This window comes from Acidovorax sp. FG42 (assembly GCF_057809195.1).
The window spans coordinates 236,399-262,683 of record NZ_JBMDJM010000004.1 but is presented as its reverse complement, the minus strand read 5'-3'; the positions used below and the strand labels follow the sequence as shown (position 1 = coordinate 262,683).

Sequence of the window (26,285 nt, the reverse complement as noted above, 5' to 3'; positions counted from 1 at the left end):
AGTAGCGAAGCCCTCGACTATAGCACGCTTCACACCACAGAGCAGGGAAAACCCGGAGTTTGGGCCAAAAATCAGCACAGCCTTCAGACTCATCAACAAACAACAGGCTCAACAGCGTCTGTTTAGCAAGGCAACGTTCGTTCGGGAGGCGACCCCGAGGATCGCATCAAGCGCGGTCTACCGAACGTCGCGTAAGCTGCTTCGGCTACAACCCATGCGAGCCGCTATTTCATCGACACCCACCATGACGGATTACACAAAGGCGGCACTAGAGCTCGCCCATGAAGCTCTCTACAGGACATCCCCCAACCCGCGCGTGGGTTGCGTACTCGTCGGCGAGGACGGCGCCATCATCGGCCAAGGGTCCACCCAACGCGCCGGGGGGCCTCATGCCGAGGTGATGGCGCTGCGGGACGCAGAGCAACGAGGCCACACTCCTCAAGGCGCCACAGCTTACGTCACGTTAGAACCTTGCTCACACCACGGGCGGACAGGTCCTTGCTGCGATGCTCTCATTCAGGCGGGTGTCGCCAGGGTCGTCGCTTCGATTGCCGACCCTAACCCCGCAGTGGCAGGCAATGGGTTCGCGCGCCTGCGTGCTGCAGGGGTAGCCGTAGAGGTGGGACCAGGAGCGGAAGCATCCAGGGAGCTGAACCTGGGTTTCTTCAGCCGGATGATTCGAAAGACGCCTTGGGTCCGCATGAAGGCGGCCGCCTCACTCGACGGTGTGACGGCCTTGCACAATGGAGCGAGCCAATGGATCACCGGTCCCGCTGCCCGTGCCGATGGACATGCCTGGCGCGCAAGGGCCTGCGCGGTACTGACGGGCATCGGCACCGTACTCGCCGACAACCCGCGGCTGGATGTTAGGGATGTTCCTACCGAGCGACAACCTGCCCTTGTGCTGGTCGACAGTGCATTGGCAGTCCCCCTGGACGCCTTGCTTTTTTCGGCGAACCGGCCGACCTATATCTATACAGCAGTTGCCGACGAAGAGAAGCGCAGCGCCCTGGAAGCACTGGGCGCAACAGTGATCACCATGCCGAACAAGGCCGGCAAGGTGGATTTGCCCGCGATGCTGCAAGACCTGGGTCGCCGGGAGATCAATGAACTGCATGTGGAAGCGGGATACAAGCTCAACGGCTCATTGCTACGCGAAGGGTTGATCGATGAGCTGCTGGTCTATCTGGCACCCAAGCTGATGGGTGAAGGTATGGGATTGGCTCAAATGACTCCCCTGACGTCGCTGGCGGAGGCACATGCCCTCAGCTTCCATTCGATGGACCGGATCGGGGACGACTTGCGCATCCTTGCTCGCCTGCAGGGGCGCGACCGCTTCTGACGAAAGCTCCACCCAGTTTTTGATTTCAGAACTGGCCTGGTATCGCAGTCCAAACCGTCCAGTGACTACGCCATTACTGGACGGTGCCTCACCCCGTTGAGGCGCGGCACGGATAATCCGGCCCTATGGCACTTATCACCTTACTGGACGCCCAACTCGCATTTGGGCATGTTGCACTGCTGGACCACGCCGGCTTTTCCCTGGAGACCGCTGAGCGGGTAGGCCTGATTGGCCGCAATGGCGCAGGGAAGTCTTCCCTTCTCAAAATCCTGGGAGGGCTTGCCAAACCGGACGATGGCTCGCTGCAAGTGCAACAAGGGGTACGCATTGCCTTCGTCGCACAAGAGCCAACGCTGGACCCAAGTGCCACCATTTTCAAAGCAGCCTCTGAAGGGCTGCAGCGCGTGATTGCCATACGCGATCAATATCTGTCTGGAGCGGATGGCCTGGATCTGGACGCTTTGCAATCAGAGATCGAGGCCTGCGATGCCTGGAACTGGGAGCAGCGCGTAGAAGAGACCCTGCAGAGACTGCACCTGGACCCTGAAGCGGTGGTGGGCACACTCTCTGGCGGCACCAAAAAGCGCGTGGCCCTGGCACAGGCATTGGTGGAACGCCCTGACGTGTTGCTGCTGGACGAGCCCACCAACCACCTGGATCTGGATTCCATCGAGTGGCTGGAAGACCTGTTGCTGGATTTCCCGGGCAGCGTCGTGACCATCACCCACGACCGGTCGTTCCTTGACCGTGTAGCCACCCGCATCGTGGAACTGGACCGCGGTCAGCTGCGCTCCTACCCGGGTAACTTTGCCCAGTACCAGATCCAGAAAGAGGAGCAACTGGCGCAGGAGGCGGTGATCGCCGCCAAGGCCGACAAGCTGCTGGCACAAGAAGAAGTGTGGATTCGGCGCGGTGTGGAAGCGCGCCGCACCCGCAGCCAGAGCCGCATCAGCCGCCTGGAGCAGTTGCGCGCCCGACGGGAGGCCCGCCGCGAAGTCGTGGGCAGCGTCCGCATGGACGTCGCCACCGGTAGTTCCAACGGGTACCAGGGCAAGATCGTGGCAGAACTGCAAGGGGTGAGCAAAGCCTTTGGGGACAAAACCATCGTCCACAACTTTTCCGGGACGATCCTGCGCGGGGACAAGGTAGGCCTGATCGGCCCGAACGGCGCAGGCAAAACCACGCTGCTCAAAATGATCCTGGGCGAGCTGCAGGCCGACAAAGGCACTATCCGGCAAGGAGCCAACCTGCAGGTCGCTTATTTTGACCAGATGCGCCATGCCGTGAACCTCGACGCCACGCTGGAGGACTTCATCAGCCCAGGCAGCGAATGGATCGAGATCGGCAACCAGCGCAAGCACGTCAAGAGCTATCTGAGCGACTTCCTGTTCTCCCCAGCGCGCGCCCACTCGCCGGTGCGATCACTGTCCGGCGGGGAACGCAACCGTCTGCTGCTCGCTCGGCTGTTCGCCCGGCCTGCCAATGTGCTTGTGCTGGATGAACCCACGAACGACCTGGACATCGACACCCTGGACCTGCTTGAAGAATTGCTCGCCAACTATGAAGGAACGGTGTTCTTGGTCAGCCATGACCGCACCTTCCTGGACAACGTGGTGACCAGCACTCTCGCCTTTGAAGGCAATGGCCTGTGGCGCGAGTACGAAGGCGGCGTGCAAGACTGGCTGCTGCAATCCAAGCGCAGCCGCTCGCTTCAAACCGGTTCCGCAGCGCCTGCCAAACCGTTCCCCACGGAAATTTCAGACAAAAACCCACCGGAGCGCACATCGAATAAGCCTGCGCAGCTATCAAAAAAGAAGCTTAGCTACAAGGAGCAGCGCGAACTGGAGCAACTGCCCGACTTGATCAGTGCGCTGGAGGCTGAGCAGAAAACCCTCCATGACGCACTGGCCGATGGGTCACTCTTTGGCACGGATCCGGCGCGTGCAGCCGCCATGACCAGCCGCGCTGCCGCCATCGACGAAGAGCTGATGACGGCGCTGGAGCGCTGGACAGCACTCTCTGAATAGTGACGACTCTGCCCCTCCAACACCAGGTAAAAGGGGGCAGACATTGCACAGCCCCCGCCAAAAGCGGGCAATAGTCCTCAGATGCGATGGTGCAAACGGTCCGTCGTTCCGCGCAACCGGGCGATCAAGGCCGGGGCGATCTGCCCCAAGGGCAACACCTCATCGGCAGCGCCATGGGCAATGGCCTCGCGCGGCATGCCAAACACGATGCAGGTTGCTTCGTCTTGCACGTAGTTGTAGCTGCCCGCGTCTTTCATCTCTCGCATGGCCGCCGCGCCGTCATTGCCCATGCCCGTGAGCATGATGCCAAACGCGTTGCGCCCCACCACCGCCGCAGCGGACTTGAAGAGCACCTCGACCGAGGGCTTGTGGCGATTGACCGGCGGGCCGTCGTCCACCACCGCCACATAGTTGGCGCCACTGCGGGCCACATGGAACTGGGTTCCGCCCGGCGCGATGTAGGCGTGGCCCGGCAGAATGCGCTCGCCATTCACCGCCTCCTTGACGGTGATCTGACACAACCCGTTCAAACGGGCCGCAAAACTGGTGGTGAACCCGGGGGGCATGTGCTGGGTGATAACGATCGCGGGTGAATCCGCAGGCATCTGGACCAGCACCTCCTTGATGGCCTCCGTGCCACCGGTGGATGCGCCGATGCAGATGAGCTTTTCGGTGGAAAGACGCCCCAGCAGACCCGCAGCCGGTGCGGCATGAGCGACTGCTGCGCTTCCCGCAGAACCTGCTGCTGGGGCTGCATCACGCGCCGGGGCGCGGCGCACCTGCGCGACGGCAGCAACGCGGATCTTGTCCACAATCTGCGCCGCCAAATCATTGAGCCCGCTGGCGAGCCCCACGCGCGGTTTGGCCACAAAGTCCACAGCGCCCAACTCCAGCGCCTTCATGGTGACCTCCGCGCCACGCTCGGTGAGTGTGGAGATCATCACCACCGGCGTGGGCCGCAGGCGCATGAGTCGCCCCAGAAAATCGATGCCATCCATGCGCGGCATCTCGACATCCAGGGTGATGACATCCGGATCCAGTTCGCGAATCATCTCGCGCGCCACCAGGGGGTCATTGGCGGTGCCAATGCACTCCATGTCCCGCTGGCGATTGATGATCTCTGACAGCAGACTACGGACCAGCGCCGAATCGTCCACCACGATCACCCGGATTTTCCTGCTCATTCACTCCAACCTTTATCAAAACAGATCCACAGAACCACCCGATGTGGTCTTGGCCACGGTGGCCGCATTGCCCCGGACCTCCTGGGCCACCAGTGCTTCGGGATGGGCATGTGCCAGCCGCTTCACCATCGCCTTGCCGGTCACCGGAAAGAAAACCACCTTGCGCGGATAGATGTCCAGCACGTCCTCGGAAACGATGGGAATGCGCTCGGTGTGCAGATAGTTCAACACAAAATTCGTATTGCGCTCGCCCACGTTCATGGTGGTGAAGTTGTGCATCACCTGGGCACCGCCAAAGATCTTGGCCTGCATGGTTTCGCGGCGGCCCCCCAGCTTGAGCATTTCGTTGATCAACAACTCCATCGCATAGGAGCCATAACGCCCCGATGCATCCGCCAGGTCGCCGTCTGGCAGCATGAAATGGTTCATGCCTCCCACGCGTGCGCGACTGTCCCAGAGGCAGGCGGCGATGCAGGAACCGAGCACGGTCATGATGACCATGTTTTCATCCGACACGAAGTACTCGCCCGGAAGCACTTTCACAGCGTTGTGCTGGAAGTGGTGATCGAGATAGAAAAACGAGGCCTCTCCCGGCTTGCGGCTGCGGGCCTTGAGTTCCTGTAGCGACGACTCTCTTGCGGGCCCATTGCCTGATGCGTAGATGTCCGCGCTCAACGGTGCGATGCGCGGAGCGCGGCGCCTTTCGGCCGTGCCGGGCACCGCTGGAGCACTGGAAAGGGATGAACCTGTGGGAATGTTGGTCATGGGTGCAATGTGCAGGACAACATGGACAGGTCAGCGGCGCTCGTACACCGTCTTGCCACGCAGGGTGAACAGATCTTTGGACTCGCTAAAGTTCTCCGCGTGTCCTACAAACAGCATGCCACCCGGCTTGAGCACGCGGTGGATTCTTTCGAGCACGCGCCGCTGTGTGGGGGCATCAAAGTAAATCATCACGTTGCGGCAGAACACCACGTCAAAAGGCTCCTTGAACGGCCAATCGTCGCGGATGAGGTTCACACTCATGAAGTCGATGGCGCGCCGCAACTCCGGCTTGGCGCGGACCATGCCCGCGTTGCCGCCTTTGCCTTTGAGAAAGAATTTCTGCAGACGCTCCGGACTCAAACCCTTGACGCTGTCGAGCCGGTACACACCCTGCGCCGCAGTGGCCAGCACCCGCGAATCAATATCACTGGCTGTCAACTTGAAAGAGGCGTTGGCACCCAGCGCCTCCAGGGCGGTGATCACGATGGAATACGGCTCTTCGCCCGTGGAGGCTGCGTTGCACCAGACCCGCCAGTTGGCAGATGGCTTGGAGCGCAGATGCGACGCAAAAATCTCGAAATGATGCTGCTCGCGAAAGAATGCCGTGAGGTTGGTGGTCAGCGCATTCACGAACTCCTGCCACTCCGGCCCGTCGTGGGTCTCCAGCCAGCTCAGGTAGTCGTGAAAGCTGGTGTGCCCCGTATCGCGCAGCCGCCGCGACAGACGGCTGTAGACCATGGCGTGCTTGCCATCGTGCAAGCTGATGCCAGCGCGCTGATAGATCAGCGCCTGCACACGGGCAAAGTCTGCATTGGTCCAGACAAATTCACGCCCTTGGGCCAAAGGGCCAGAGGGCGCCGCCGCTGCGGCATATGCAGGATCTACCCTGGCTGGGCCTGACCGGACTGACGCCGAAGCACTGGTGGTTTGGGCCATATTGATCGTCCGAGGGGAAGTCCTGTTCGCTCCAAAAGGTCTGCAAGCCTTGCTCACAGCCTGAGGTGCGCCTGCGCCACCACGGGCTGCTGACTGGGGCGCCTTACTCGTTGGCCGTGACCAGACCCATGTCCACGCTGGACATGAGCTTTTCAATATCCAGCAAGATCAGCATGCGTTCGCCCACGGACCCCAGGCCCAGGATGCAGCTGTTATCGATCGCGCTCTCGATATCGGGAGCCGACCGGATGCTCTCTGGCGTCAACTCCATCACATCGCTCACCGAGTCCACCACGATGCCTACCACCCGGTTGCGCAGGTTGAGGATGATGACCACCGTGAAACTGTTGTAGTCCGCCTGCGCACAGTTGAACTTGATGCGCATGTCCACGATGGGAACAATCGTGCCGCGCAAATTGACCACGCCCTTGATGAAGTCCGGAGCGTTAGCAATGCGGGTCGGAGGTTCGTAGCCGCGGATTTCCTGCACCTTCAGGATGTCAATGCCGTACTCTTCCTGGTCGAGGCGGAACGTCAGATATTCACGCGCCCCCGTGGGTGCAGCGTCTGCAGTTTTACCGATCACACTCATGGTGCATTCTCCTTTCATGGCGGCGCAGCGCCTTCAGGGCGCTCACACCTGTATCTAGTGGCGCGCCCGGCGCACCAAACCACCCGTGTCCAAAATCAAGGCTACGGTGCCGTCACCCAAAATGGTGGCGCCCGACACATTGGGCACCTTGCGATAGTTCGACTCCAGGTTCTTGACGACCACCTGGTGCTGGCCCAGCAACTCATCCACCAGCAAGGCCACACGGCTTCCGTCCGCCTCAACCACCACCATGATGTTGCTGGATTTGTTGAGGTCAAAGCGCGGAACCTGGAAGATCTTCTCCAGCGCGATGACAGGCATGTATTCGTCGCGCACCTTGACCAACTGCGAGCCTTGCGCCACGGTGCTGACATCGTCCGCATTGACCTGGAACGATTCCACCACCGACGACAGGGGAAGGATGTACACCTCTTCGCCCACGCCCACCGACATGCCATCCATGATGGCGAGCGTCAGCGGAAGGCGCACGGACACCTTCATGCCGTAGCCCTCTGCCGAATCGATCTCCACAGAGCCATTGAGCGCTGCAATATTGCGTTTGACCACGTCCATGCCGACACCACGGCCGGACACATCCGTCACCTCGTCGGCCGTGGAAAAGCCTGGAGCAAAAATCAGCTGCCAGACGTCGGCGTCGCTCATCTGATCGGACACCTCGATGCCGCGCTCCTGGGCCTTGCTGAGAATCTTTTCGCGCGACAGGCCACGGCCATCGTCACGCACCTCGATCACGATCGACCCCCCTTGGTGTGACGCCGACAAGGTGATGGTGCCGTGCTCGGACTTGCCCTTGGCCAAACGATCGGCTGGCATTTCGATGCCGTGATCACAGCTGTTACGCACCAGGTGGGTCAGCGGGTCGGTGATCTTTTCGACCAAGCCCTTGTCCAATTCGGTCGCCTCACCCAGGGTCACCAGTTCCACCTTCTTGCCCAGCTTGTTCGCCAGATCGCGCAGCATGCGTGGGAAGCGGCTGAAAACGATGGACATTGGAATCATGCGGATCGACATCACCGACTCTTGCAAGTCGCGTGTGTTGCGATCCAGATCGGCCAGCCCGGCCAGCAACTGCTGATAGGCCCCAGCATCGAGGCCCCGGCTGTTCTGCGCCAGCATGGCCTGCGTGATCACCAGTTCACCCACCAGGTTGATCAGTTGATCGACCTTCTTCACATCCACGCGGATGGTGGTGGACTCCATCTGGGCCTGCATCGCCACTTTGGGCTCGGCGCTCGCCTTGGGAGCCGCTTTGGGAGCTTGTGCGACAGGCGCGTGAGCAGCCGCTGCAGCCTCACCATGGGGTGCGCCGGGCGCACCATTGAAGAATCCGTAAGGCGCATCGCCCCCGGAGGTATCTATGGCAACCACAGGCTCGTCGTCTGCCTTCGCGGCGGCAGCCTCGCCAGGGGCGGCTGCGTCACGAATCAGCACCTGCTCTTTGGCAACATGGAACGCAAACAGGTCCAGCAAATCGTCGTTGGTGGATGTGGTTTCCACCGCAAAGACCCGGGTATTGGCTTGGCTGCCCGGAACATCGCGAATCGCACCCAGACCGGGGATATCTCTGAACAATTCTTTGATCGCATCGGCCTGCTCAGGGCGGTCCAGGGGGCCGATCTGGATTTCCAGCTGCCGCGCCTGCCCTGGCACGGCAGGCGCAGAAGCCTTGGGTGCCGGAGCCGGGGCGACCGCGACAGGCGCGGGCGCAGGGGGAGGCGGAGGGGCAGCCACAGGCGCGGCGTCGTCGGGGACCAAACCCGCAGCCAGATCACTGATGCGACGCACCAAAGAGGTGGTGGAAACCGCCTCACCCTGCCCACCCGCCTGATGCCGTGCCAGCAGGCTGCGCGAAGCATCCGCAGATTCCAGCAAAACATCCACCATCTGAGGGATGGGTTGCAATTCATGACGGCGCAGACGATCGAGCAGAGACTCCATCTGATGGGTCAGTTCGGCCACATCCGAAAACCCGAAAGTGGCTGAGCCGCCTTTGATCGAGTGAGCGCAGCGGAAAATGCCGTTGAGCTCTTCGTCGTTGGCACTGCTCAGGTCCAGATTCAGGAGCATCTGCTCCATCTGGTCGAGGTTCTCACCCGCTTCCTCGAAAAAGATCTGATAGAACTGGCTGAGGTCGAAGTCAGCGCCTGCACCTGATCCTTCTTGGTAGGTTTCCGCCATGGTGGGCTCCTGTGTACTAAATGATCTCAGTCAACCCGGCTCAGCGGATCACTTTCTGGATGACTTCGATCAGGCGATTCGGATCAAAAGGTTTCACCAGCCATCCTGTGGCGCCCGCCGTGCGGCCCGCTTGCTTCATCTGATCGCTCGACTCGGTCGTCAGGATCAGGATGGGAATGGTCTTGAATTTGGGGTGCTCGCGCAATTTGCGGGTCAACCCGATGCCATCCAGGCGCGGCATGTTCTGGTCAGCCAGCACCAAGTCGATGTTGTGCGTCTCAGCCTTTTCGAGGGCATCTTGCCCATCCACTGCCTCCACGACGTGGTAGCCGGCACCAGTCAGTGTGAACGACACCATTTTGCGCATGGAAGGTGAATCATCAACGGCAAGGATCGATTGCATGTATGGCTCCAACTGACTTGAATGTATAAGGTAACCAGTGATGTGAACGTCAGAACAGGTCCACCGAACCTGCATCCATCTCGCTTTGGGTGACAGGGTTCGGCCTGTCGGGCGCCATCTCCGCAAAGGGCGCGGCATCTTCCCCTTCTTCGTGCCCCATGGCTTCCGAGGCCAGGCGGAAGGCACAGCCTTGTAACACCTTGGTGGTGTGCCATATCAGCTGGGAGGCCATGTCCTGGAACTGCAGCTCAGTCACCGCGCTGCGCAGCGCCGTCCGCGCAGCCACCAGCTCTGGTGAATCGGCCACCACGGCGTCTGTCAACATGGCGTTTGCCTCACCAAACCGTTCCAGCAGATTGTCGGTGGCATGGTTCAGCAAGCCTTCCAGGCGGTGCAAGTCATGCATCACGACCAGCAAGGAGTCCTGCAGCTCTGCCGCCACCATGACGGGAACCTGGACAGCAGGTCCTCCAGGCGTTGTTAGCGTAGATTGCATCGTTTCTCCATCGCAGCACGTAGCAGCAAAACACGCAAATACACAGGACTACGATAAATGCATCAGTAACCTGCCAAGGCCTCCGTGCAAACCGGAGCATCCGCGACCATTGGACGCTGACGCCCCAACCCTCCCAACCGGACAAACACCCTTGTTTGTTCCAATTTGTATCCTATGATAGCGCTCCTATGGGCCTTGCAGCATCAGACCAGACCCTTGAAATCCTGCATCTTGAAGATTCACCCGCTGATCACGAATTGGCGGCGCGTGCTTTGCGTCGATCCGGGCTTCAATGCCACCTCCAGCGGGTGGACACTCTTGCAGAATTCCAACGACTGATAGATAGCGGCCACTTTGACATCATCCTGGCAGATTACCGCCTGCCCGGCTTCACTGCATTGGATGCATGGGCCCATGTGGCACAAAAGCCGCATCACCCACCGTTTGTGCTGCTGTCGGGAGCCATCGGCGAAGCTGCAGCGGTGGATGCGATGCGGTTGGGGGTGGCGGACTACCTGCTCAAAGACGATATCCAGCGACTACCCCACGTCATTGCCCGGACTTTGGAAGTGCACGAGGCACGCAATGCACGCGAACAGGCCATTGCCGAGCTGGCGATATCACAGCGTCACCTGGCCGAACTGGCCGAGCATCTACAAACATCCATCGAACAAGAGCGCGCCGCCATTGCCCGCGAGATCCACGACGACATTGGCGGAGCCCTAACCGCAGTGCGTTTTGACGTGGCATGGATCGGGCGTCACAGCACCGACCCGGTCATGCAAGAACATGCCACATCGGCGGCAGACATGCTGCAACACGCGATTGGTGCCAGCCAGCGGATCATGATGAACCTACGCCCGCCCATCCTGGAACAAGGGCTGGTAGCGGCTGTCCAGTGGCTGGCTTCCAGCTTTGAGCGCAGGACCGGCATTCCCACGAAATTGCAGAGCAGCAGCGACACCATCGACAGCCCTCCCGAGGTTCAGCTGGTGGCCTATCGCACGGCCCAGGAGGCACTGACCAATATCTCCAAGCACGCGCAGCCTGGCAAAGTGGACATTGAGCTGTCTGACAAGGAAGGCGTTCTGACCCTGGAAGTCGCGGACAACGGCCGTGGCATGAATGCCACAGTTCGCGACAAACCCAAGGCCTTCGGTCTCAAGGGCCTCCAGGAGCGCGCACGTACCGTCGGGGGTTGGCTGGATATCAGCAGTCGCCCGGGTCAGGGCACGTCGGTCATCCTCTCCGTCCCGCTACCATCTCCAGATACACCCGCATCAGGAGACGCTCAGTGATTCATGTCGTCTTGTGCGACGACCATGCCGTTTTGCGGCGTGGCATTCGCGACACGCTTGCCGAAGCACCGGACATTCAGGTGACTGGCGAAGCAGGCGGGTACTCCGAGCTGCGGGAAGTTCTGCGCACAGCCGCCTGCGATGTTCTGCTGCTGGACCTGAACATGCCTGGCCGCAGTGGGCTGGAAGTATTGGCCAGCCTGCGCGAAACCCATTCCACCATCAAAGTGCTGGTGGTGTCGATGTACCCCGAGGACCAATACGCATTGCGCTGCCTCAAGGCAGGCGCCCAAGGCTACGCCAACAAGGCTGGCGACCCGGTGGAGCTGATTGCGGCTGTACGCACGGTGATGCAAGGGCGCAAGTACCTCACCGCCGAAGTGGCCCAGATGCTGGCCGACAGCCTGGCCCAGCCCACGCCCGAGGCCCCCCACGCGGCGCTGTCAGAACGCGAATTGCAGACCCTGGTCAAGATCGCCTCCGGTCGGCGCTTGTCGGACATTGCAGAAGAATTGATGCTGAGCCCCAAAACGGTGAGCGTGTACCGATCACGGGTTCTCGAAAAATTGAAGCTTTCGAACAACGCGGAACTGACGGTCTACGCGATCCGTAACCAGCTGGTGTAGCTGGTTTGACTACCTGCCGGCGGAGAACAGATCCACAGCCTGCTGCATCAACGCCAACACCGGTTGCTCGAGCATCGGCAGTGTTGCTGCAATCCCCAGCATCCCCACCGTGAGCGTGACGGGGAAGCCCACTGCGTAGATATTCATTTGCGGCGCTACGCGCGAAATGATGCCCATGGTCAGGTTGACGAACAACAGCAACGCGATCATGGGCATGGCAATCCAGAGAGCGCTGGAAAACAGAGAAGCCCCCAGTTCATGCAAGCGCATCTGCCCGAGCGCCTGCAAAAAATTGCCATCCACAGGAAAGCGGTCAAAACTCTTGACCACAGCCATCAAGATCAACAAGTGGCCATTGATGACAATGAATAGCAGCATGGACATATGACCAAAAAACCGCGCCACGGCACTGATCTGTCCATTGGAGGTAGGGTCAAAGAACGAAGCGAAGTTGAGCCCCATCTGCAGCCCAATGATTTCCCCAGCCAGCTCGACCGCCGTGAACACGAGGCGGACCGAAAAGCCAATCGCTAGCCCCACGGCCACCTGCTGCGCCACCGTGCCCAGCGCCTCACGACCGTTCACGCTGATGACGGGCTGCTCACCCAGAACACCTTGCGCGCAGAGCGCCACCAAGAACGCCAAGCCAATCTTCACCCGCATGGGGACGACGCGCATGGAGAACACCGGCGCCACAGAGAACAACGCGAGCACGCGCAAAAAGGGCCACAGGATGGGAGACAGCCACGCCATGATCTGTGCCTCGGAGAAGGTAATCACACTCCTCCTCCCACGATTTGGCTACGGCGCTTTGCAGACCCGGTTGCCTCCGCCCTGCACGTCGAACTCAGACCCAAGCCGTCCGCCGTCATCCACAGACGAGCTGGTGCCCCAGTTGCCATGGTGCTATCCGATCATGGACGGAATCGATTCGATCGTCCTGCGAATGAAGTCCACCAGGGTACTGAGCATCCAGGGCCCCGCAATGGCAAACACCACCATCGCCGCAATCAGCTTCGGCACAAAGGCCAGCGTTGCCTCATGGATCTGCGTGACCGCCTGAAAAATACTGACCAGCAAGCCCACCGCCATGACCACGCCCAGCACAGGCATGGAAATCATCAGCAGCAAGGTGAGGGCATCGCGCCCAATCGTCAGCACCATTTGTGAAGTCATGGCGGAATCCCTCAGGTGACGAAGCTGGCGGCCAACGAGCCAATCAGCAGGTTCCAGCCATCCGCCAGAACAAACAGCATGAGCTTGAACGGCAATGCCACCAGCACCGGCGACAACATCATCATGCCCAATGACATGAGGATGCTGGACACCACCATGTCGATGACGAGAAACGGGATGAAGATCATGAACCCGATCTGGAACGCCGACTTGAGTTCACTGGTCACGAAGGCAGGTACCAGCACACGGATCGGCGCCGTCTCGGCCGTCACTTTCGGGTCCAGGCGCGCGAGCCTGGAAAACAGCGCAAAGTCCGATTGCCGCGTCTGCTTGAGCATGAAGCTGCGCATGGGCGCCTCCGCCCTGTCCAGGGCCTGCTCAAAGCTGATGGTGTTGTTGGTGTAGGGAACGTAGGCGTCCTGGTACACACGATCAAGCGTCGGCCCCATCACAAAAAAGGTGAGGAACAGTGACAAGCCAATGATGACCTGATTGGGCGGTGCCGACTGCGTTCCCAAGGCCTGGCGCAGCAGGGACAACACAATCACGATCCGGGTAAAACCCGTCATCATCAGCAATACGGCCGGCAAAAAAGACAGTGCCGTAAAAAACAGCAGGGTCTGGATGGGCACCGAGTAGCTGGTTCCAGAAGGCCCATTGCCGACCACCAGCGGCAACGCGCCGGCATTTTGAGCCCACACGGAGCTTTGCGCCATCAAGCCCACCGCGGCGACTGCCCATGGACCTAGCCGCCGAGCTTCCCGCCCTATCCGTGTAGTGACCTGCTCAGACATGGGCGGACTTCCCCGCATCAGCCGACGCAACTCGCATCTCATGGGCAAACGATGGGCTTGCTGGTAGTGACGCGCCCCTCGCGTCCTCGGCCGCCTTGCCGGCCACGGGCAGCACATGAAGGCAGCTGACCTGCTGTGCAGTCACCCCCAGGACCAGCCAGGTCCGCGCGTTTTCAGGCCCCACCTCCACCGTCACGACCCGCTGCTGGGGGCCGACGGCCACTGCGGATACCACGCGTGATGCCCCTCCGACCGCCAGCGCTCCCGAGGACTGTCGTTGCTGAAGCCGGCGCACCGCCCAGGGAAGCAAAGCCATGGCCCCCACAAACAGCACTACGACCAACAGCGTCTGGGTCATGCTCCCACTATCCACGGCTCACCCGACGCAAACGTTCCGAAGGTGTGACCACATCAGTCAGGCGGATACCGAACTTGTCGTTGACCACCACCACTTCGCCTTGGGCGATGAGGTAGCCATTGACCAGCACGTCCATGGGCTCCCCCGCCAGCGCATCCAGTTCCACCACCGAGCCTTGCGCCAGTTGAAGGATGTACTTGATTGGTACCTTGGTGCGCCCCAGTTCCACGGACAGCTGCACCGGGATGTCCAACACCATGTTGATGTCGTTGACCGTGTCGCCACCCGTGGTGCCGGAAAACGGCCGTACAGGCTCGCCAGACAGCGGACCACCTTGCTCTGCATCGGCAGGCTTTTCATCCGTGCGCTTCTGCTCTTCCAGCGCCTCGGCCCAACCCGCAAACGGGTCGTCCGCACCAGCATCCTTGTTGTCTTCTTCAGTTGCCATTTTTCTCTCCCAGCCAGCTCATGTCCGACGTACGCAAGCACTCTTCAATGCGGATGGCGTACTTGGAATTGTGGGTTCCATACTGGCATTCAAAAATTGGAACCCCTCCGATCGACGCACGGATGCGGGGCTCACGGTCCAGCTCGATGAAGTCACCAGGCTTCATCGCAAGCAATTGCTCCACGGTGGCATCGGCCTTGGCCAGCTCCGCCACCAGCGTGACCTCTGCAGACTGGATTTCGCGCTTGAGCACGTTCACCCAGCGACGATCCACCTCGATGGAATCGCCCTGTGTGGACGAATACAGCACATCGCGGATCGGCTCCAGCGTGGCATAAGGCATGCAGACATGGATCGCACCAGAGAGATCTCCGATTTCCAGCTGGAACGCCGTGGACACCACAATTTCGCTGGGCGTAGCAATGTTGGCAAACTGGGGCTGCATTTCCGAGCGCTGGTACTCCAGCTCCAGCGGGTAGATGCCCTGCCATGCCTTCTTATACTCAGCGCAGATCACATCAACCAGCCGGTTAATGACCCGTTGTTCCGTGGGCGAAAAGTCACGCCCCTCGATCCGGGTCTGGAACTTGCCGACCCCCCCATACAGCGTGTCGATGATGCCGAACACCAGCGAGGGTTCACACACGATGAGCCCGCTGCCACGCAAGGGGCGGATGGCCACAATGTTGAAATTGGTAGGGACCGCCAGCTCGCGCAAAAACGCGCTGTAGCGCTGAACGGACACGGTGCCCACCGATATTTCCGGGCTGCGCCGGATGAAGTTGAACAGGCCGATGCGGAAGTTGCGCGCAAACCGTTCGTTGACGATTTCCATCGTCGGCATGCGGCCACGAACGATGCGCTCCTGGCTGGAAATATCGTAGTTGCGGACGGCCCCTGCCTCCGCCACTTCCTCCACGGACTTCTGACTCTCGCCCGTGACCCCTTCCAGAAGGGCATCGACCTCTTCCTGCGAAAGAAATGAATCACTCATGGCTGGTCCTTAACCCGTGGGCTCATTGGATGATGAAACTCGAAAAGAGTACCCTGCGCACAGGATTGCGCTCGGCACGCTTGCGCGCTGCGGGGCGCTCCTCGGCATCCCCGTCCTGTTCAGCAGCCGCTGCCGCCTTGGCACGCTCGCGCTCCGACGGAACGGAGTAGCCCAAGGGTCGCGAGACCTCACGCAATATGTCGTTTGCCAGCTTCTCTTTGCCCTCGCGCTGTAGCAGCTCCGAGGAAGTGCGCTGGGACACCAGCATCAAAATGCCACTGCGAATCGAAGGCAGGTACTGCTTGACCTGCTCTGCAGTCTTGGCGTCATCCACCTCCAAGGTGATGCCAATCTGCGCAAAACGATCCCCCCCTGGGTCAGCCAAATTGACCACCATGTTTTCCATGGGCAGGAAGGTGGGTGCGATTTTGGGCGACTCCTTGTGCGCTGCAGGTGCTCCACCGCCCTCTTCGTCCTCAGCGGCGTGGGACCGACTGGAGATGAACCATGCGGCCGCCCCACCTCCAATCACCAGCACAGCCACCACCACACCGATGATGATCAACAGCATCTTCTTGCTCTTGGCGGGTGCTGCTGCGGGAGTATTGGCTGACACGATGGAGTTCCTTGCGGTAGGGAGCAGGTGATACAGGCACTATCAAAGTGCGAGCATGACCGGGTAGCCCATTATTGGTCGGAGGTGTAACTAATAATAGCCAGAATAAAAGCCCAAAACCATGGCATTCACCGCGCTCGCCGCCCGCGCGAATGGCGGAAGGAACTGCGGACTGACCACACTACCCCGCAAATCAAACGAAGATGTCCACCGCGCGGTCCAAAGCCCCGCCGCCGCGTGCCAGAGAGGTCACCCCGGCCGGAACAGCGGACACCACTTGCGCTTGACGCGCTCCTTCGCGGGGACGCTGCTGTCCAGCCTCTCCACCACCGGTACTGTCACGCGCCGAGGTCCCTACCGACATGCCTGACAGTACCAAACCCTCGCTGCGCAACAGATCACTCAACTGCGCCATGCTCTGGTCTAGCAGTTCCCGCGTCTGTTGCTGATCGCTGCGGAACGACACATGCGCTTCGTTGCCCGACAGGGATACCGACACCTCCACCGGGTGGCCATCCCGCTGCAGCGTCAACTCGGCGTTCTGCGTTTTCTGGTTCACCCAGTAGGCTACCTGTTCGGCCATCTGCTCCTCCGCCCCCAAAGCATTAGGATCCACCAACGCTGTGACATCGGTGAAGCTACCCGCATCCGAAGGTGATGGCCCTGATACGCCTTCAGACCAGGCGCTAGTAGCTCCTGCGCCCTCTCCGTTTCCATGAGAACGCCCGCCGGCTGGCGACTCAGCTGCCTGAGCAGATCCGACCATCGCAACCACACTGTCGGCGAGCGGTACTGCCACTTCTATGCCGACAACGGAACTTGACTGAGCAACACCCGAACGCTCCATCGTTACGCCAGCAGTGCCACCCATCAAAGCCCGCTCTCCCGTGGAGGCTGACGGCGCAGCGGAAAGCCCATGCACCATATTGGACCGCCCTGCCGAATCCTTCGACGCGACTGCGCCCAGGGAGACCTCCGCAATCCCCATACTACTGACTCGTTGAGCGTTAGCACCTTGCATACGCGAGAAGGCACGTCCGAACCCGCCCAATGTGCCTTGGGAAGGTTGCTCCTTCAGGTCTGCAGACGTATCTAATTTCGCAGTCTCTGCAACCAGGCCGCGGGGAATCCCACCCAGCAATAGATCATTGAGTGCATTGCCCGGGGAAACTGCAAGTCCTTGCGTGCCGTTGAGCGTATTGCCCAGGGAAACTGCAAGACCTTGAGTGCCGGACTGCGCCACCGCTGCGATGCTCCCCGAGAACGAGTTAGCAGATTGAGACGCCACCAACGCAGACTGTCCATTGACCGCGCCAAGTTCGTTTTCGTTTTGTGTGGGATCAAGCAGGCCTTGCCATGCTGCCACGGCGGCCGCGTCAGCAGCCGCCGACGATACGGCATCCACGCCATTTTCCGAAGAAGACAAGGGAGGGTCACCCAAGGCCTCACCAAGGGAATTGCCATCCACCCCATCCCCCAACGCCGCCAGCAGCGCCAAAAAGCCGCCTCCCGCTGCGGGGTCGCCAGCCTCTGCGGTTGCGGGATGAGACGACGATTTCGCACGGGTGGCGTGGGCGGGCTGGGTGCTCTGCGAGGAAGCTACTTTGGTCGGTTCCATGTTCAATTCTCCTGGCCCGCATTGCGATACTGCAACGCGGCGCGCTCGTCGGTTTGTTTTTGATCTCTGCGCTGCTGCTGCAGAGCAAGATCGTTGCGCCTCTTCTCCACCACCTTGCGCAGGCTGGCCAAGCGAAGCTCGGCATCCAGCAGCACGCGCTTCGCAGCTTGCACCCGCGCAGATTGATCCCCCACCACACCGTTCTGAATGCTGGCCGCATGGCCCAGCCTGTTCATGAACTGGTAGTGGTGGTACATCACTTCGGGCTGCATGGCCGTATCTGCCTTCATGCCCCAACGTGACTCGGTCTCTCGGGCGTAATCTTCCAGCTGATTGAGCTGGGCACGCGCCGCCTGCTCGGCAGCCAGCGTGTCCTGCAAAACCTTGCGGGCATCGTCCCGCTTGCGGGAAGCCACTTCGACCGCGACAGAGAGGGCATCGAGACTGGACATGGCTGCCTACCTTGCCGGCCGTCAATGATCCAGCACCGCGGCCATGGCGCCTACGCTCTGGTCCATCGACGCTGCCTCAAACATGTCCTGCTGCAGAAAGCCCGCCATCTGCGGCTGCAGGCGAATGGCCTCGTCTAACGCTGGATCAGAGCCGCTCATGTAAGCGCCCACCTGCACCAAGTCCCGGCTCTTCTGGTAGCGCGAATACACCGCACGGAACCGCCGCGCCAGATCAAAATGCCCGCGAGACACCACGTTGTGCATCACCCGCGACGCCGATTGCTCGATGTCGATGGCCGGGAAATGCCCGGTCTCCGCCAAGGCCCGCGACAGCACAATGTGCCCGTCCAGAATGGCACGGGCAGCATCCGCGATGGGGTCCTGCTGGTCATCACCTTCTGACAGCACCGTATAAAACGCTGTGATGGAACCAACACCATGCAGGCCGTTGCCGCTGCGCTCCACCAGCTGGGGCAGCTTGGCAAAACAGGACGGCGGATACCCCTTGGTGGCGGGAGGCTCACCAATGGCCAGGGCAATTTCTCGTTGCGCCATTGCGTAGCGGGTGAGGGAATCCATGAGCAGCAGCACGTGCTGGCCCTTGTCGCGGAAGTGCTCGGCCACTGCAGTGGCGTAGGCAGCGCCCTGCATGCGCAACAAAGGGGGTGCATCGGCGGGGGCCGCCACCACCACCGATCGCGCGCGGCCTTCCTCACCAAGAATATCTTCCACAAACTCCTTGACCTCGCGGCCCCGCTCCCCGATGAGTCCGACCACGATCACATCGGCCCGGGTGTAGCGGGCCATCATGCCCAGCAACACACTCTTGCCCACCCCAGAGCCCGCAAACAGCCCCAGGCGCTGACCTCGCCCTACGGTCAGCAGGGCATTGATGGCGCGCACACCGGTATCCAGAGGCTCACGCACCGGGTCCCGGTCCATGGCATTGATCTGCCGCCGCCCCATGGGCTCCGATACGACATCCTGCACTGGTCCGCCGTGGTCGAGAGGCAGGCCTTGGGCATCCACCACGCGCCCCAGCAATCCCTCACCCATGGGCAGACGCAGCACCCCGGCGCGCTGCACAGGCCGGGGAGGCTCGCCCAAGCGGGGCATGGGGATATACGGTGCGGCCGGTACCACGCTGGCGCCACTGGACAGCCCATGGATGTCACCCGCCGGCATCAGAAATGCGCGGTCGGCAGAAAACCCGACAACTTCCGCCAAAACCGGCGCATGCCCCGGCATTTGCACCATGCACTGCGAGCCCACGGGCACACGGATGCCCACAGCCTCCAGCACCAGCCCCGTCAACCGCGTGAGTGTGCCGCGCGTCTCCAGCGGAGCACCTTCGGCCACGCGCGCTCGCGCGTCGTCCATGAACCGAGTCCAGGCCGAGGGTGTGTCAATGGTCATCGCCATCCCCACGCGCTTCGTCATCCCAAGGCGACTGCAGCCCCAAGGACGCAATGGCTCGCTGCCAACGCTTGTCAATGCTGCCATCGACGACGGTGCCCGCAGACTCCACCAGGCACCCCCCTGCGGGTACGGCGGCATCCGCCATCCATTGCACACCCGGTGCATTGACCTCTTCGCGCAAGGGTTCGGCCATGGCCTCCATGTCCTCCGGATTGAGCCGCACCGTGGCAGGGCGCCCCTCGGTCACGAGCATGCCAACAGCCTCTCGCACCACGGGCAACAAGGCATTGGGGTTGACCGACAGTTCCTGGCGCACCACCTGGCGCGCGATGTCGCATGCGAGCTCCAGCACCTGCTGCGCCATCTGTTGCTGCATGTCGATCAGGCTCGCGTCGAGCGTTTGCAGCACGCTCTGCAAACGCTGCGCCGCCTCCTGCCCCTGCTGGGCAATGTATTCATCCATGCGGCGCTGCCATTCGAGCGCCGTCTGCGCTTGCCCCTGGGCGAAGCCCTCTGCGTACGCATCATCACAGGCTTGCTGGACAAGGGCATGCTGCGCCGCTTCATCCAGTTCTGCGGGCAGTTCCGCCACCGGCTCCGGTTCGGGCTCAGGCTCCACCAGGTCGGAACCATCGACGGCAGAAAACTTCCATTGCTTGAAGTCGCCGACCTCCTCGCTGGGAATGAACCGCGAATACGACCGCTGGTTAGACGAAGGCATCATCACCACCGCCTCCAATCACGATCTGGCCTTCATCGGACAGGCGACGTACCGTCTTGAGGATTTCCTTCTGCTGCGCTTCGACCTCGGACAACCGCATGGGGCCCCGCGATTCGAGGTCTTCGCGCAATGCGTCTGCCGCACGCGAAGACATGTTGGACAGGAATTTCTCGCGCAGTTCAGGCACAGCCCCCTTGAGGGCCACGATGAGGGTTTCGGACGCTACTTCCTTGAGCACCGTCTGGATGGCTTTGTCGTCGAGCTTGAGAACGTCCTCGAACACGAACATCTTGTCCATGATCTTCTGGGCCAGGTCGGGGTCGTAGCCTCGAATGGACTCAAGCACCACGGCATCCATGTTGCCGCCCAGCAGGTTGATGATTTCGGCCGCCGCCTTGACACCGCCCAGCGAGCTCTTGCGGATCTTGTCGCCACCGGCCAGCACTTTGAACAACACCTCGTTCAGATCCTTGAGGGCCGTAGGCTGGATACCCTCCAAAGTGGCCACGCGCAGCAGGATTTCGCTGCGCTGGCGGTCTGTCAGGTGCATCAGGATGCCCGAGGCCTGGTCGCTGTCCAGATGGACCAGGATGGCGGCAACGATCTGTGGATGCTCGTTGCGCAACAGCTCGGCCACCGACAGCGGGTCCATCCACTTGAGGCTCTCGATGCCGGAGACATCGCCGCCCTGCAAGATGCGGTCGATGAGCAAACCAGCTTTGTCTTCGCCCAGCGCGCGCTTGAGCACGGCGCGCACATAGTTGCCTGTGTCCGACACCAGCAGACTCTGTGCCGCCGCCGCGTTGGAGAACTTGTTGATGACCTCGTCCACTTTTTCGCGCGACACCGTGCGCATGCGCGCGATGGTCTCACCAAGTTTCTGCACTTCCTTGGGCGAGAAGTGCTTGAAGACTTCTGCCGCCTCCTCTTCGCCAAGCGACATCAGCATGATGGCGGCGTCGTTGAGTCCTTGCTCGTCCATGGTTGTCGTCCTGAATGGGGGTCAGGCGGGATCGCCGTTCAGCCAGGTCTTGAGAATGTTCGCCACGGCGACCGGGTTCTCCTTGGCCAGCACGCGGGCGTCTTCCAGGCGCAGCTGTTCCGGGGTCGCAGGCAACACTTCGTCTTTGCGGCTGGGCGCGGCCAAGGCTGGGCGCTCGGGCGTCTCGGCCTCCAGGGCGTCGAGCTGGCCACCCGCCACCGGCTTGGCGGCCATGGCCTTGGCAGGCGCGGAGCCCTTGAGCGCGGGACGCACCAGCCCCATCAGAACCAGCGCAGCGAACAGAACTGCACCCACCGGCCAGGCAAAGGTCTTGGCCAAGTCCACCACCTCAGGTTGCTTCCACAGCGGGGTGTCCGTCGTTGGCACCGCAGTCACCTGGAACGGTGTATTCATCAGATTCACCGAGTCTCCACGCTCCCGATTGAAGCCAATGGTTTCACGCACCAGAGCGGTCATCTGCTCGATCTGCTCGGGCGTGAGCGCCTTGGTCACGGTCTTGCCCTTGTCCTCGGCCGACTGGTAATTGACCACCACAGCAGCGCTCAGCCGCTTGACGGCGCCGGTGCTGCCACGGACCACCTTGACGGTCTTGTCCACTTCGTAATTGGTGGTGGACTCTCGCTTGTTGGTCTGCTCCTCCGTCCCCTGTTGGCCGCCTGCGTTGGGCGCGGGGTTGGCACCGTTGATAGGAGCGGCAGAGGGAGCGGGAGGCTGGTTGGCGACAGCGCCGGGTACGCCCGTGGCTGTCTTTGTCGAGCTACCGCGACTCTCCAGCACCTGCTGGCTGCGCACAGCGCTCGAATCCGGTGTCTGGTTGGGGCGGAACTGCTCGGAGGTGGATTCGGTCTGCGAGAAATCCACCTCGGCTGTGACCTGCGCCTTGACGTTGTCGCGGCCGACCACGGGTTCCAGGATGTCCATGATGCGGCGGGAATACTGCTGCTCTAGTTGCTGCACGTACAGCAACTGCTGGGCATTGATTTCAGCGCCGGCCGTGCTGTCGGGAGACTGGGAGAGCAGTTTGCCCGTGTCGTCTAGCACGCTCACGGCGGACGGTGCCAGCTCAGGAACGCTGGAGGCCACCAGATGCACGATGCCCGCGAGCTGCGCGCGATCCAGAATGCGCCCGGGATGCAGACTCACCAACACCGAGGCCGAAGGCTTTTGCTGCTCACGGAAAAAGCCGTTCTGGTTGGGCAAGGCCAGGTGCACACGAGCGCTTTGCACCGACGACAGTGCCTGGATGGACCGGGTGAGTTCCCCCTCCAACCCGCGCTGGAAGTTCAGACGCTCCTGAAACTGCGTCATCCCGAATTTGTTGGACTCCATCAGTTCGAAACCCGCGACGGAGCCCTTGGGCAAGCCCTGTGTGGCCAGCCGCAGACGCACATCGTGCACGCGCTCTGCAGGAATCAGGATGGCGCCGCCACCCTCGGAATACTTGTAGGGGACGTTCATCTGAGACAACTGGGCCACCACGGCCCCGCCATCCTTGTCGCCCAGGTTGGAAAACAACACCCGGTAGTCGGGCTGGCGCCCCATCACGATGGCCGCAACGGCAGCAGCCACCAGCAGCGCCACGCCCGCACCCAGCCGCATGCGCTGTGCCCGGTCGAGGGCGGACAGCCGCTGCAGCCAGTTGGGGCTGGCCGGCGTCGGGAGCGGATTGAGAGGGACTTCAGCAACAGCAGACATCTTGCTTTCCATTAAAGCAGGCCCTGCAACAGACCTAGCGTGGGGTCGATTATTCGGTCACGCCCCCACAATGTTCGCTGGATAAGCCGTCCGTTTGGCCATCTATTCAGCGCGATGCATCCTGGGCCGGTAGCTAGGATACGCAGCATACTGCCATTCCCCTACGGATACCGCCATGGACCTTCGCATCTCCAGCTCAACCGCCTCGCTGACGGGCGCTGGCGTCGCGCGCCGTGCCGCAGCGCCGCAAACCACGGGCAATGAAGTCGGCTTCTCTGGCGCGCTCAAGGGCGCGTTGCAGTCGGTGAGTGCCGCTCAGAACAAGTCTTCAGAAATGCAAAGGGAGGTGCAAATGGAAAACCCCTCCGTGAGCTTGGAAGAAACCATGGTGGCGATACAGAAGGCGCAAATCGGCTTTCAGGCCACCTTGCACGTGCGCAACCGCATGGTGCAGGCGTATACCGACATCATGAACATGCAGGTGTAACAGCGGACAGATGTTGCTGCGCCTCCCGGCTAAAAAAGCGTGGCACTGCGCTAGCCCCACGCAATTGCTATCTTTTCAATAGCTTTAAAGGCATATCGGGCTAGCGCTTGATGCCAATTTGATCCAAATTCCTGAAATTTGGACTCATTCAGGTCGCCACACCCCGCCTGCTGTGTGCAGAACCCCTCGGCAAAGCACCGATCAGCTCCCGAGAGGGCCGGAGCCCCCTCACCCGACTGCTCACTCTACCAAGCCATGCCTCGTGTCAGGCCATCGCCATCGAAAAGCTCGGGCACGCCCGCAACTGCACTCAATGCATCATCTGAGGCTGACCTTCGAACAGATGTTCGAATTGGGCAAGCCAAGGCTCAGCCAAGCAACGGATTTGCGCATCGTTACGCAAGATGCGCTGCATGATGCGGGTCTTTTCACGGCGGTGCTCAGGCAGCAGTTCGTGCTCCTGGGACTTGAAGCGCAGTTGCTCGATGAGCACAGCGCACGCGCCTTCATAGCGCACCACGCTATCCCAATCCTTGAGCTTGGCGGCTTCGAGCATCTTGGCGCTGCTGTCTTCAATAGCCTTGTAGTAATCAATCAGCATGTGGGACATGGTTCAAGCCTCCGCCAGCACGGGCTGGCCTGAGGCGAGCGCATTGGCGGCATCTGGTTGTTTCTTGATTTCATTCCAGCCCTGGGCGACGGGCTCGATCAGCCTCATCACTTCCGACATCATGGCATCGTCGTTGCGCGCGTTGGCCAAGATTAAACGGTGCATGCAGTAGTCGTACAGGTCGCCCAGATTTTGCGCGATCTCGCCACCCTCAGCCCGGTCGAGCGCAGTACTCAGCCCCTCCTCAAGAATCCGGATGGCCTTGGAGATATTGTTGACCTTTCCCAACACATCGCCACGGGCCAGCGCACCACGCGCCGTGGCGATGGCGTTGAGGACACCCTCATACAGCAGTGCGACAAGCTGGTGCTGGTCGATGGTGTGCATGCTGGTTTCAACGTTGATACGCTGATAAGCGTTGGCTGCACGGGGGCTGAAGGCGCTGAACATGCTGGCAATCCTTGCGGTGGGTTTACTTTAGTTATCGGCGCACGCCGCCAAAACTGAAGCTCAAATCAACCCGAAGATTTGTTCCAGGTAGTCACTTGCTGGCTGATATAGGCATTGAGCGCATTCAGCTGGGTCATCTGTTTATCAAGGGCGGTGTAACGTGCCTTCAGGCTCGCCTCCATCCGGTCGGCCTTGTCGTTAACACGCTGGATCTCTTCGGCGTTTAGCTTGAGAGAGTTCTGAAGCAGCTTGTCTTTGCTGGCAAAAAACCCTGTGGTGGACAACAAGCCCTTTGTGACCGCATTGATCTTTTCGGCCACACCATCGTCGGTGGTTCCGCCCTCTGGTCCACGAAACATTGCCTTGACCGCATCGGGGTTCTCTAGCGCCTTGTTGAGCTTGGCGGTATTGACCTCCAGGTCTCCCGTGGGCGAGAGATTGGAAGGCCCTCCAGCGGTCACGATGCCGATATCCGACAGGCTCCGAAACGGGCCTGAACCATTGGCAACCGATTGGATCGCGTTACGCAACGCATTTTGAAGCCCAAGAGCCGTCGAATCGCCCTGGAGCAAGCCGGCCGTCTTGGTTTCTTTGTCGTACTTAGTAATGCTGTTGAGCGCTTGATTGAGCGTGTTGTATGCCTTGACGAAAGCATCCACATTGGCTTTGACCGCACTGTCGTCCTTTGCCACCGTGACTTCAACCGGCGATGTGGTGACCTTGACCGCGTTGAACGTGACGCCAGCCACCGTATTGGCAAACTGGTTGGTCGCGGAAGACACGGCGATGCCGTTGACGGTGGCCTGCGCATTGGCGCCGGCTTCAATGGTCGCCCCAGTAGTAAGGCGAGACAGGCCCAGCGCGTCTGCGTCGTTGCCGTCTCCATCCGTCACGGTGAGCTTGAAGCTGGCGTCTGCACCCGTCGCTTTGCTGCGCAACAACAAACGCTCGCCCGACGCGTCCGAAAGGATGGTCGCTGTAACGCCTACATTGGCACCGTTGATTTTCCCCGCCACATCGGACAGCTTGTCCGTTGGACCCACGGCAATGTCGATGGAATTGGCGGTGCCCCCCGCGATGGCCTGGGGCGAGCCCAATTGAAGCTTCAGGGAACCCACACCCATGAATCCGCCCACCGGCAGCATGGGAGCGGACGACATGGTCTGGGCCTTGGCGAGACTCTGCACCTCCACACTGAAGGAGGTCGCGACAGTGCCGCCCGTGGCACTGGCAGTGACGAAATCAGTGTTTGAAGAAGTCGTCGTCACGCCGTTCCAACCCGTGACGCTGTTGAGCTTGCCCACAGCGTCTTGCAAGGCGGACACCATCGATTTGAGCTGCCCAAACGTGGATATCTTCGCGCTGACGAAGCTGGCTTGGTCATTCAAGCCGTTGGTCTTGGTGATCGGGATCTTGACCGCATCAACCGATGCTTTGATGAGGCCATTGACGTCCACACTGCCGCCCAGACCAATACCTATCGATGAGAAGCTTGCCATATCGACCTCCTGAAAACGCGCCCAGTTCTTCTACCAACAGGGATTTTGAGGCAACGAAGCCCAACCATCCCGCCGAT

At 60.9% G+C, this 26,285-nt stretch carries 28 protein-coding genes; 5 read left to right on the top strand and 23 right to left on the bottom strand.

Annotated elements, in window-relative coordinates:
- Positions 1-244 precede the first annotated feature (244 nt).
- Positions 245-1,342 carry a bifunctional diaminohydroxyphosphoribosylaminopyrimidine deaminase/5-amino-6-(5-phosphoribosylamino)uracil reductase RibD gene (ribD, locus tag ACODSM_RS07100; RefSeq protein ID WP_488804786.1) on the top strand — a complete coding sequence of 366 codons (1,098 nt, stop codon included), beginning with the start codon at positions 245-247 and terminating at the stop codon, positions 1,340-1,342.
- 125 nt (positions 1,343-1,467) lie between these two features.
- Entirely contained in the window at positions 1,468-3,369 is a 1,902-nt protein-coding gene (locus ACODSM_RS07095) for an ATP-binding cassette domain-containing protein (protein WP_488804785.1), read from the top strand.
- A gap of 77 nt (positions 3,370-3,446) precedes the next feature.
- Here the strand turns inward: ACODSM_RS07095 and ACODSM_RS07090 are convergent, their stop codons facing one another.
- The 7 genes from ACODSM_RS07090 to ACODSM_RS07060 all read right to left on the bottom strand — a co-directional run bounded on the left by ACODSM_RS07090 (position 3,447) and on the right by ACODSM_RS07060 (position 9,944).
- Positions 3,447-4,553 carry a protein-glutamate methylesterase/protein-glutamine glutaminase gene (locus ACODSM_RS07090; protein ID WP_488804784.1) on the bottom strand — a complete coding sequence of 369 codons (1,107 nt, stop codon included), beginning with the start codon at positions 4,551-4,553 and terminating at the stop codon, positions 3,447-3,449.
- A 15-nt stretch (positions 4,554-4,568) separates the two neighbouring features.
- Positions 4,569-5,318, bottom strand: a complete 750-nt coding sequence (gene cheD / locus ACODSM_RS07085) for a chemoreceptor glutamine deamidase CheD (protein ID WP_488804783.1) — start codon at positions 5,316-5,318, stop codon at positions 4,569-4,571.
- Between the two features lie 30 nt (positions 5,319-5,348).
- The gene (locus ACODSM_RS07080; RefSeq protein ID WP_043565699.1) at positions 5,349-6,254 is read right to left on the bottom strand and encodes a CheR family methyltransferase; all 906 of its coding nucleotides are present in this window, start codon (positions 6,252-6,254) and stop codon (positions 5,349-5,351) included.
- Between the two features lie 103 nt (positions 6,255-6,357).
- Positions 6,358-6,846, bottom strand: coding sequence for a chemotaxis protein CheW (locus tag ACODSM_RS07075; RefSeq protein WP_015015794.1), 489 nt, complete (start codon positions 6,844-6,846; stop codon positions 6,358-6,360).
- A gap of 54 nt (positions 6,847-6,900) precedes the next feature.
- Entirely contained in the window at positions 6,901-9,045 is a 2,145-nt protein-coding gene (locus ACODSM_RS07070; protein ID WP_488804782.1) for a chemotaxis protein CheA, read from the bottom strand.
- Between the two features lie 40 nt (positions 9,046-9,085).
- The gene (locus ACODSM_RS07065; RefSeq protein WP_015015796.1) at positions 9,086-9,448 is read right to left on the bottom strand and encodes a response regulator; all 363 of its coding nucleotides are present in this window, start codon (positions 9,446-9,448) and stop codon (positions 9,086-9,088) included.
- Between the two features lie 49 nt (positions 9,449-9,497).
- Positions 9,498-9,944, bottom strand: a complete 447-nt coding sequence (locus ACODSM_RS07060; RefSeq protein WP_056065760.1) for a hypothetical protein — start codon at positions 9,942-9,944, stop codon at positions 9,498-9,500.
- A 188-nt stretch (positions 9,945-10,132) separates the two neighbouring features.
- Here ACODSM_RS07060 and ACODSM_RS07055 point away from each other — a divergent pair, with 188 nt between their 5' ends.
- Both ACODSM_RS07055 and ACODSM_RS07050 read left to right on the top strand, forming a co-directional pair.
- Positions 10,133-11,242 (top strand): hybrid sensor histidine kinase/response regulator, encoded by a 1,110-nt coding sequence (locus ACODSM_RS07055; RefSeq protein WP_488804781.1) that lies wholly within the window; start codon positions 10,133-10,135, stop codon positions 11,240-11,242.
- Positions 11,239-11,868, top strand: a complete 630-nt coding sequence (locus tag ACODSM_RS07050) for a response regulator (RefSeq protein WP_015015799.1) — start codon at positions 11,239-11,241, stop codon at positions 11,866-11,868. The genes ACODSM_RS07055 and ACODSM_RS07050 overlap by 4 nt, the downstream gene beginning before the upstream one ends.
- A gap of 9 nt (positions 11,869-11,877) precedes the next feature.
- On the opposite strand, the gene fliR is transcribed toward ACODSM_RS07050, so the two are convergent.
- The 13 genes from fliR to fliF all read right to left on the bottom strand — a co-directional run bounded on the left by fliR (position 11,878) and on the right by fliF (position 23,162).
- A complete protein-coding gene (gene fliR / locus ACODSM_RS07045) occupies positions 11,878-12,648 on the bottom strand; it encodes a flagellar biosynthetic protein FliR (RefSeq protein ID WP_260668603.1) in 771 nt (256 codons plus the stop codon).
- Positions 12,649-12,774: 126 nt separating this feature from the next.
- Complete coding sequence (fliQ, locus tag ACODSM_RS07040) at positions 12,775-13,044, bottom strand: flagellar biosynthesis protein FliQ (protein WP_015015801.1); 270 nt, start codon at positions 13,042-13,044, stop codon at positions 12,775-12,777.
- Between the two features lie 11 nt (positions 13,045-13,055).
- Positions 13,056-13,760 (bottom strand): flagellar type III secretion system pore protein FliP, encoded by a 705-nt coding sequence (gene fliP, locus ACODSM_RS07035; protein WP_110961880.1) that lies wholly within the window; start codon positions 13,758-13,760, stop codon positions 13,056-13,058.
- A gap of 70 nt (positions 13,761-13,830) precedes the next feature.
- On the bottom strand, positions 13,831-14,196 hold the full coding sequence (locus ACODSM_RS07030; RefSeq protein WP_488804780.1) for a FliO/MopB family protein: 366 nt from the start codon (positions 14,194-14,196) through the stop codon (positions 13,831-13,833).
- Positions 14,197-14,203: 7 nt separating this feature from the next.
- A complete protein-coding gene (gene fliN, locus ACODSM_RS07025; protein WP_488804779.1) occupies positions 14,204-14,644 on the bottom strand; it encodes a flagellar motor switch protein FliN in 441 nt (146 codons plus the stop codon).
- Positions 14,634-15,638, bottom strand: coding sequence for a flagellar motor switch protein FliM (fliM, locus tag ACODSM_RS07020; protein ID WP_015015805.1), 1,005 nt, complete (start codon positions 15,636-15,638; stop codon positions 14,634-14,636). The genes fliN and fliM overlap by 11 nt, the downstream gene beginning before the upstream one ends.
- A 22-nt stretch (positions 15,639-15,660) precedes the next feature.
- On the bottom strand, positions 15,661-16,254 hold the full coding sequence (locus ACODSM_RS07015; protein ID WP_488804778.1) for a flagellar basal body-associated FliL family protein: 594 nt from the start codon (positions 16,252-16,254) through the stop codon (positions 15,661-15,663).
- 193 nt (positions 16,255-16,447) lie between these two features.
- Positions 16,448-17,872 (bottom strand): flagellar hook-length control protein FliK, encoded by a 1,425-nt coding sequence (locus tag ACODSM_RS07010; RefSeq protein ID WP_488804777.1) that lies wholly within the window; start codon positions 17,870-17,872, stop codon positions 16,448-16,450.
- Positions 17,873-17,874: 2 nt separating this feature from the next.
- Entirely contained in the window at positions 17,875-18,324 is a 450-nt protein-coding gene (locus ACODSM_RS07005) for a flagellar export protein FliJ (protein ID WP_488804776.1), read from the bottom strand.
- Between the two features lie 21 nt (positions 18,325-18,345).
- The gene (gene fliI / locus ACODSM_RS07000; RefSeq protein WP_488804792.1) at positions 18,346-19,740 is read right to left on the bottom strand and encodes a flagellar protein export ATPase FliI; all 1,395 of its coding nucleotides are present in this window, start codon (positions 19,738-19,740) and stop codon (positions 18,346-18,348) included.
- Complete coding sequence (locus tag ACODSM_RS06995) at positions 19,730-20,464, bottom strand: FliH/SctL family protein (RefSeq protein ID WP_488804791.1); 735 nt, start codon at positions 20,462-20,464, stop codon at positions 19,730-19,732. The genes fliI and ACODSM_RS06995 overlap by 11 nt, the downstream gene beginning before the upstream one ends.
- On the bottom strand, positions 20,451-21,446 hold the full coding sequence (gene fliG, locus ACODSM_RS06990) for a flagellar motor switch protein FliG (RefSeq protein ID WP_060984674.1): 996 nt from the start codon (positions 21,444-21,446) through the stop codon (positions 20,451-20,453). The genes ACODSM_RS06995 and fliG overlap by 14 nt, the downstream gene beginning before the upstream one ends.
- A gap of 21 nt (positions 21,447-21,467) precedes the next feature.
- A complete protein-coding gene (gene fliF, locus ACODSM_RS06985) occupies positions 21,468-23,162 on the bottom strand; it encodes a flagellar basal-body MS-ring/collar protein FliF (RefSeq protein WP_488804775.1) in 1,695 nt (564 codons plus the stop codon).
- A gap of 175 nt (positions 23,163-23,337) precedes the next feature.
- Between fliF and fliE the strand changes: the two genes are divergently transcribed.
- A complete protein-coding gene (gene fliE / locus ACODSM_RS06980) occupies positions 23,338-23,649 on the top strand; it encodes a flagellar hook-basal body complex protein FliE (protein WP_488804774.1) in 312 nt (103 codons plus the stop codon).
- A gap of 310 nt (positions 23,650-23,959) precedes the next feature.
- Here the strand turns inward: fliE and ACODSM_RS06975 are convergent, their stop codons facing one another.
- The 3 genes from ACODSM_RS06975 to fliD form a co-directional block, all read right to left on the bottom strand.
- Positions 23,960-24,259, bottom strand: coding sequence for a flagellar protein FliT (locus ACODSM_RS06975; protein ID WP_488804773.1), 300 nt, complete (start codon positions 24,257-24,259; stop codon positions 23,960-23,962).
- Positions 24,260-24,262: 3 nt separating this feature from the next.
- Positions 24,263-24,709: a flagellar export chaperone FliS gene (gene fliS, locus ACODSM_RS06970; protein ID WP_488804772.1), complete on the bottom strand. Its 447-nt coding sequence runs from the start codon at positions 24,707-24,709 to the stop codon at positions 24,263-24,265.
- 65 nt (positions 24,710-24,774) lie between these two features.
- Positions 24,775-26,208, bottom strand: a complete 1,434-nt coding sequence (fliD, locus tag ACODSM_RS06965) for a flagellar filament capping protein FliD (protein ID WP_488804771.1) — start codon at positions 26,206-26,208, stop codon at positions 24,775-24,777.
- Between the last annotated feature and the right edge of the window lie 77 nt (positions 26,209-26,285).